A 6,205-nucleotide genomic window follows, 5' to 3' on the forward strand; every position below is an offset into this window, starting at 1 on the left:
ATCCTGCCAGTCTGCCCCGAGGAGCGCCCAAAAGCGCTCCTTTTTGTTTGTTCACGCTGCTTGCGCCTAGAACGGGGTTCATCACCAGCGCGGGTCAGCCGTCGCGTCGGATGCCCGCGCGCGCGGGGCAATCAATCGGAGCGTCGGCGTCGCCACCGTCACCTTCGTTGGCCAGGTCGCTGTCGGGCTGCATGCCTTCCACGTCGCTGTGGTCGTCGCCCTCGCCCCAGGGCATGCCGGATTCGCGCAGGCGCTTGCGCTGCATGCGGTCGCGCTGGAACATTTCGGTCAGTTCGTCACGCCCTTGCTGTGCAAGGGAAACGAGCTTCTTCTGATCGCGGTAAACCGGGTAGACCTGCTCCATTGAATTGAGCGTGTGGCGGCGGAACGTCTGCGCGATGCGGTGCGCTTCGTAGGGCTCCTTGCCCAGGCCCTCCAGCACCCGGCGGCTAAGCATGAGCGAGCCCTCGAACATCTCGCGCTCGATCACTTCCACGCCGCGGTCGCGCAGTTGGTACACGTGCGACACGTTGCGCGCCCGCACGTACAGCTTCAGGTGGGGAAAGCGCTCGCGCACGCGGTCGACCACCTCCAGGTTGGTTTCCATGTCGTCGATGGCGACAACCATCATGCTGGCCTTGTCGGCGCCGGCGGTCTCCAGCAGGTCCATGCGCGTGGCATCGCCGTAGAAGACCTTGAAGCCGAAGCGGCGCAGCATGTCGATCTGGTCGGGGTCGTGATCGAGCACGGTGGCGCTGTAGCCCTGGCTATAGAGCATGCGACCGACAATCTGCCCAAATCGGCCGAAGCCCGCGATGATGACTTCGTTCTCCTGCGGCTCGATCGTGTCGGGCGCGCGCTTCTTGCCATCCATGAACCGCGGCACCAGCACCTTGTCGTGCAGGAGCAGCAGCAACGGCGTCGCGGCCATCGAGAGCGCCACCACGAGGTTGAGCGCAGCAGCCGTCTCCGCACCGAGCACGTTGCCCGCCACGCCGGGGCCGAACACCACGAATGCAAATTCACCACCCTGCGAGAGCAGGAATGCAAACAGCCACGCCTGCCCGCGCGCAATGCCAAAGCGGTTGGCGAGCAGGCGCAGCGCGCCAATCTTGACCGCCAGGAACACCGCAACCAGCCCGATCACAGCCCACGGCTGGCGCATCAGCACGCCAAAGTCGATCGACATGCCGACGGCCAGGAAAAACAGGCCGAGCAGCAGGCCCTTGAACGGCTCGATGTCGGTTTCGAGCGCGTGACGGTATTCGGAATCGGCGAGCAGCACACCGGCAATGAAGGCGCCCAGCGCCATCGACAGGCCCACGCCGTGCATCAGCAGCGCAATGCCCACCACCAGCAGCAGCGAGAACGAGGTGAACATCTCGCGCATGTTGGTGCGGGCAATTGCGCGCAGCACGGGCCGCAGCAGGGTGCGTCCGCCAAAGATCACGGCTGCCACCACGCCCACTGCCTTGGCCGCCGCCACCCAGCTATGGCCGCCGGACGCGTCGCTTGCGTCCGTCGCCAACAGTGGCAGCAGCGCGATCATCGGGATGGCCGCAATGTCCTGGAACAGCAGAATGCCGAAGCTGGCCGTGCCAGCGGGCGTGCGCATGAGGTTGCGCTCGGAAAGCGTGGCCAGCGCAATCGCCGTGGATGACAGCGCCAGGCCCAGCCCCGCCACCACAGCTGAGCGCCACGGATGGCCCACCGCCATGACCGCCAGCCCGACGGCCAGCGCACACACCACAATCTGCAGCCCGCCGTAGCCGAAGATGCTCCGCCGCAGCGACCACAGCCGCGCCGGCTCCAGCTCCAGGCCAATCACAAACATCATCAGTACGACGCCGAATTCAGAGAAATCCAGAATCGACTGCACATTGGTGATGAGCCGCAGGCCCCACGGCCCGACGATCACCCCGGCCAGCAGATAGCCGAGCACCGAGCCCAGCCCCAGCCGACGCGCCAGCGGCACCGCTGCCACAGCCGCAGCCAGGTAGATGACGAAATTGACGAGCAGATCGTGCGATTGCATAGGCAGGGAAGAGATCGGAAACGTCAGGCGACGGAGTTGGCGTCGGCATCGGCCCGGAGCCAGGGCTGCAGTGCGGCGCGGACCTGCGCGATATGGGCGTCGATGACGTCAGCAGACGCATCGTCGGCGTCGTGCAGCACATGCGGCGGCTGCCATTGCATGCCGCACAGCGCGGCGGTCTGCTGCAGCGGCAGCAGGAACATGTCGAACGTGTGGCCGTGAACGCCATCCGGGTTGTAGGAATGCGCGCGGCCGCCAGTGGTGGCGAGCACCATTAGATGCTTGCCGCGCAACGCCGTGCCGCCCGGCCCATAGGCCCAGCCCATCTCCAGCACCACGTCGATCCACTCCTTGAGCAGCGACGGCGTGGCATACCACTGCACCGGAAACTGGAAGACGATCAGCTCCGCCGCTTCCACCGCTTCCTGCTCGGCACGCACGTCGATGTCGAAATCGGGGTAATGCCAGTACAGGTCGTGCATGGCCACGCCGGGCAAGCTGGCCAGCGCACGCGCGAGTGGCTTGTTGGCGCGCGACCGGCGCGGCGCAGGATGCGCGTAGATCACAAGAATGCGCGAGGGTGTCATGGAAAATCAGGAGGCTGGGGCGTCTTGATGGCGCATCTTCGCACGGCTATTGTTGAGCGGCGTTACAGGCGGCGATCGTACTGCGGGTAGTGATGTAACGCGTGCGGCACCTGGAAAGCGCACGCCCCATCTCTTTTGCGCGACGCAGCATTTACGTTGTTGCTGCACCACACCGCTGGAGACCTTGCTCAGATGCGCTAAATCAATGATTTATCGGGAAATTCTATGGAAAGTCTGACACCAGACTTACGGGGAAACCCTGATTGCACTACAATAGCATGGTGCATTGCACAACACTCAGTTGCCCCCCCCTGAGTGCCCCGGAGGTGTCATCCGCGCCTCCAACTCATCACTTGCCGCCCTCCACTGAAGGGCGCGATCAGAACAGGAACCGTGTCGTGAACCCGCTCGAACTGAGCAAGGCCATCGGCGTCGTCACCCAGGACGACATCGACAAAACGGAAGCCGCGCAAGGTGCGCCGCGTTCCACCGTGCTGGTGCGCGAGCTTGCTGCGCACCACCGGTCGCGCCTGCTCAAACACCTGCTCGCCCTGGGCGAGGAAGACCGTCTGCTGCGTTTCGGCCAGGTGGTACGGGATCACGTCATCGAAGCGTACGTCGACAGCATCGATTTCGACCACGACAAGGTCTTCGGGGTCTACAACGAGCGCCTGGAGCTGACCGGCGTGGGCCACCTCGCCTACCTGCGCGACAACCCGCAAGGGCGCGTGGCGGAGTTCGGCGTGTCGGTGTCGGAATCGGCGCGCGGCAAGGGCGTAGGCAGTGCGCTGTTCCAGCGTGCCGCCATGCACGGCCAGAACACCAAGGTTCGCACGCTGTACATGCATTGCCTGTCGCGCAACGCGGCCATGATGCACATCGCCAAGAAGGCTGGCATGCGCGTGCAATACGCCTATGGCGAGGCCGATGCCTACCTCGAATTGCCGCCCGCCGACACGATGAGCCTGTTGACCGAAGCCATCGACGAACAGGTCGCCGATCTCGACTACATGCTCAAGCGCAACCTGCGCGATGTGCGCCGTTTCGGCCAGCGCTTCTGGCGCTCGCTGGTGCCGCAAAAGCGCGCTGTGTAAGCGCATCGCTCTGCAACAAACGCCCGGCTCACCACCGGGCGTTTTTGTTTGGTGTTGGGCGTTGCTCGCCATCTCCCGCCTAGGGCAATTGCGCGCTTGTCAGCCGCGCGGGTGCTTTCCCTACGATGAGGATGCGGCACCTCTCGCTCTCCAGCGGCGGCCATCAGCGTCGCCCGCGAGCCGATGCCGAGGCAAGAAGGAGACGACGATGAAGACACCATCCGCGCAATCGATACTGCTGCCAGCGGCCATGCTGCTGTGCCTGGGCGCCGCGCCCGCTGCCGCCCAAGACGCCGCCATGGGCGACATGACCATGATCAACCCATCCGCCCTGAAGTGGGTCGACGCGCCGCCCGGCTTGCCCAAAGGCGCCAAGCTTGCCGTGCTCTACGGCGACCCCGGCAAGGACGGCCCCTACGTCGTACGCCTGAAAACGCCAGGCGGCTACAAGGTGCCGCCGCACTGGCACACCGAGACCGAGAACCTCACGGTGATCTCGGGCACGCTGTACCTGGGCAGCGGTGACACCATGGACATGGGCGCCGCGCATGCGCTCAAGACCGGCGGTTTTCACAACCTGCCCGGAGGCATGCACCACTACGCCTTCACCAGGGCGGCGACGGTGGTGCAGATTCATGGCACGGGGCCGCTCGATATCAAATACGTCAACCCGCAGGACGATCCCTCGCCCAAGCAGTGAAGCCCGGCACGCCACCGATGCCAATTGCCAGCCACCGGCAAGGTACATCAACAGCCGTTAACACGCCGCCGACGGGCGCTGGCTACCATGCCCCTCCACAGGTCAAGCAACCACGGAGGGGCAGATGGTCACCAAGGCCCAGGCCAGACCGAAAACCGATTTCGAGCGCTGGCAGGACCACGGCGACGCCGCGTACATCCGGAAACTCGATTACGTGCTCACGCTCATCCCGAAGATCGGAACCGCCGCATGCAAGTAGGACGCCTCCTCGTCGCCGTATCGCTGCTGACCGCACAATCGACCATGGCCGCAGATGCGCTGACCGGAACCTTCCGCGGTGACGGCGTGCCTGCTACGGCGCCTTGTTCCTGCGCTCGAACACCATCGAATGGAATGCCAGCTTCTTCAAGTGCGGCCCCACGCGCTACAAGGTAATCGAGCAGGACTTGTCCGGCGACCACCCGCACGCGGCCTTCAAGATTGAAGACCATCGCAAGCGCTGCGGCCTGGCCGTCATCGAGGTCTCGCGCTACAGCGAGTTCTCCTGGAGCGTAAAGGGCTACCAAACAATGGAGGCGTACCAGAAGCGCGAAGAACCCGACTGGAAGGATTCCGCCGATCCTGCACGCCAGGTCGCCCTGTGCGGCATGCGCAAGGAATAGCGCAGCCAACGCGCCGCCGCCATGCAGCCGCTCCAACGCTTCGCCCTGGAGAAACACAGGGGCCCGTATGAGCAATGGCCCATGCGCACGCGCGTGATTGTCGACGGCGTGCCGCACCCGACGCTCACCATCCCCGGCTACGAACTGCTGCGGCAGTACCAGACCGATCTCGGCTTCGTCCTCATCACCAATTACGACTGCCCGTTTGAAGAGGCCGTCTCCATCACGCTCGTCGCGCCCGACCTTTCACGCGCGATCAGCACCGGCACCATCGGTGCGGCGTACTACACGTTCTGGCTGGATGAGGTGGAGTGGATCGATGCGGACCACTTTCGCCTCACCTGCGAAGACGCCGTGGGCGATTGGCTGGTCACGCTGCGCGCCCGGCATATCCCGGTGTTATCCCCGGCGGTTTTCATCAAGCGCCGCGTGGCGCCACCGACCCAGCCTGCGGCGTAGAGTGGAACGCCGCCCTATGCTGCTCGCGGCTACCCAATAGACCGCCGAGCGCCGCAGTTTTGGCCTCATGTGTCGCGCTCAAACACCTGAATTCGCTTGCATGAGAGCGACACCTCGCCGTCAAACTGCGGCGCGCGGGGCTCAAAGGTTCGCACTCTGCCCAAAAACATCCCACCCATCGGCCCTCCGAAGCCCACGCTTCGCCATCAGAGATACGAAGTCATCGAGTCGAGGCTGGCGTTCCGCCGTCAGAGGGTCGAAGCCGTCTGTCAGAGGTCGAAAGTTTCGACCTCTGACTGCGGAATGCGAGTATTTGAGACTCGCGTGCCGCCCGCAGCGATTCAGGCTCGAACAAGGAAGGCCCACGATCGGACCGCTGAGGTGCGTCATCGGCGGTTTAGAGCGTGTTATGCACTTTGGACGACAGGTGCGGCGTGAACGAGCATGAGCATGGCAAAGACGACGAAATGCAAGCCGGCGAGTGTTTCAGGCAAGCGCTCGTAGTCGCGTGCGAGTCTTCGAAACCGATTGAGCCATCCGAAACTGCGCTCGACGACCCATCGGCGTGGCAGCAGGACAAAGCCTTTCTTCGCCTCTGGCAGTTTGATGACCTGCAATTCGATGCCTTCGTCCCGCGCGGCTTGCGCTGGTTCTTCGCCCGTATAACC

Annotated in this window: 8 protein-coding genes; 5 read left to right on the plus strand and 3 right to left on the minus strand. The window is 64.2% G+C overall.

The genetic code is table 11. From position 1 onward, the window contains the following. Window positions 1–94: 94 nt before the first annotated feature. Both kefC and BEK68_RS21940 read right to left on the minus strand, forming a co-directional pair. Window positions 95–2,035, minus strand: coding sequence for a glutathione-regulated potassium-efflux system protein KefC (gene kefC, locus BEK68_RS21935; protein WP_012436637.1), 1,941 nt, complete (start codon window positions 2,033–2,035; stop codon window positions 95–97). Window positions 2,036–2,058: 23 nt separating this feature from the next. Then, entirely contained in the window at window positions 2,059–2,622 is a 564-nt protein-coding gene (locus BEK68_RS21940) for an NAD(P)H-dependent oxidoreductase (protein ID WP_004628856.1), read from the minus strand. A gap of 398 nt (window positions 2,623–3,020) precedes the next feature. On the opposite strand from BEK68_RS21940, the gene BEK68_RS21945 reads away from it, so the two are divergent. From BEK68_RS21945 to BEK68_RS21960, 5 genes are all read left to right on the plus strand, one after another. Then, entirely contained in the window at window positions 3,021–3,716 is a 696-nt protein-coding gene (locus BEK68_RS21945; RefSeq protein WP_004628855.1) for a GNAT family N-acetyltransferase, read from the plus strand. Between the two features lie 208 nt (window positions 3,717–3,924). Continuing rightward, on the plus strand, window positions 3,925–4,416 hold the full coding sequence (locus BEK68_RS21950; protein WP_004628852.1) for a cupin domain-containing protein: 492 nt from the start codon (window positions 3,925–3,927) through the stop codon (window positions 4,414–4,416). A 124-nt stretch (window positions 4,417–4,540) separates the two neighbouring features. Continuing rightward, window positions 4,541–4,675 (plus strand): hypothetical protein, encoded by a 135-nt coding sequence (locus BEK68_RS26415; protein WP_004628851.1) that lies wholly within the window; start codon window positions 4,541–4,543, stop codon window positions 4,673–4,675. A 103-nt stretch (window positions 4,676–4,778) separates the two neighbouring features. Further along, complete coding sequence (locus tag BEK68_RS21955; protein ID WP_012436638.1) at window positions 4,779–5,078, plus strand: hypothetical protein; 300 nt, start codon at window positions 4,779–4,781, stop codon at window positions 5,076–5,078. 21 nt (window positions 5,079–5,099) lie between these two features. Further along, the gene (locus tag BEK68_RS21960) at window positions 5,100–5,537 is read left to right on the plus strand and encodes a hypothetical protein (protein ID WP_012436639.1); all 438 of its coding nucleotides are present in this window, start codon (window positions 5,100–5,102) and stop codon (window positions 5,535–5,537) included. Between the two features lie 407 nt (window positions 5,538–5,944). Here BEK68_RS21960 and BEK68_RS21965 read toward each other — a convergent pair. Then, window positions 5,945–6,205: transposase (locus BEK68_RS21965; RefSeq protein WP_139111373.1), on the minus strand; the 261-nt coding region annotated here is incomplete at its 5' end.

The organism is Ralstonia pickettii (assembly GCF_001699815.1).
GTDB lineage: Bacteria > Pseudomonadota > Gammaproteobacteria > Burkholderiales > Burkholderiaceae > Ralstonia > Ralstonia thomasii.